The sequence below is a fragment of the Streptomyces sp. NPDC048419 genome, assembly GCF_043200415.1.
Lineage (GTDB): Bacteria > Actinomycetota > Actinomycetes > Streptomycetales > Streptomycetaceae > Streptomyces.
Genome location: NZ_JBICXT010000122.1, coordinates 1 through 1226, shown reverse-complemented (window position 1 = coordinate 1226; position 1226 = coordinate 1). Strand labels below are relative to the sequence as shown.

1 protein-coding gene is annotated in these 1226 nt (G+C 55.9%); it reads right to left on the bottom strand.

Translation table 11 applies throughout. The features are described from left to right. Nucleotides 1-210 precede the first annotated feature (210 nt). Nucleotides 211-1071, bottom strand: coding sequence for an oxygenase MpaB family protein (locus ACGFYN_RS48195; RefSeq protein ID WP_393872288.1), 861 nt, complete (start codon nt 1069-1071; stop codon nt 211-213). Nucleotides 1072-1226: the final 155 nt, after the last annotated feature.

Sequence of the window (1226 nt, the reverse complement as noted above, 5' to 3'; positions counted from 1 at the left end):
AGCTCAATCATGCTGGCTTCAGGCCGCTACAAGACTCGGGTCAGCTCGCAGGATTACAAGCTCTTCAATTGCTCCATCCAGCCCTGTTGTAACCTGCCAACGACCCCGCCCCGTAAAGTCCCTTGTTACAGAGCGGAGTCGTTGTGGTGCACCGCGCGCCCCAGGCTTGTGTGACCCTCCAGGTTGTTGACGCCGCCCTGATCATGCAGATTAGTCGGCCTTTTTGACCGCCGGTGGGCCCATCAGTTGAACTGAGGGTGCCCCGTTTGGATACACCTGTGTGATCAGCGGTGCGAGAGGGTCAGAATCATCACGGCCCGGGCCGAGCGCGCCGAGGCCTTTCGCCGTAATGTAGGCCACAGCTTTCGATGCCTTGGATACGCGATCGAGCCCGCATGCCTGGATGACCCCGTCGTCCAGCAGCCCGAGGATCAATCTGCGAACCCCTCCGCGCATTTGCTTCGGAGCGGTCGATACGAGGAATTCGAGAATCGTGTTCGCCAGCTTTTGATTTTCAGGGGCATACCGGGAATTCTCGGACATCCATTGCCGACAAAATTCTCCCATGCCTTCAATTGTGTGCGGAATTCCACGAATGCCCATATATGTCGAACGGGTCACTATGAATTTTGCAACCGCCCGGCGCTCCTTGTCCGTAATGGGGCGCCAGCCAAATCTTTCCGCGAGTCGCACGAATGACACTGCCTCTATGCAGGCCATGAAAATGAGATCCTCAGGGTGGAGATCGAACCTCGAATGCGCTCGATTTATTATTCTCACGGCATCGCGTCCGGGTCCTTCGTCGAATCCGTGCTCGGCCATGGCTTTCATGAGAAGCAAGGTGTCCACGGCTCGCTTCGGAGCATTGTAGACCAGCTCCCCAGTTTGTGTGAGGGTTCGACTGATCCTCGGATTCGAGTAGGGGTTCATGAACAGTTCAGCCCCGAGCATGAAATGAGCCCGCTCGAAATCGAGTGTCGAAAGCTTGAATATCTCCAGATATTCAACGTCTGGATCAAGCGATTCAATGCGCCTGACTCGGGAAAATCGGCGGCCACGATATTTATCCACTCCAGCGCCCCTCTGACGGTTTTCGCGATTCCGAGCCCCGGTGACGGGTGACACGGTGCGCTAGCTGCTTTCTTCAGCTACGCCCGTTACCAACACGGTGAATCGCATCCGACAGTTCTGGGTGAGTATTTTCTACTCACTGAGCTTCTTCTTCA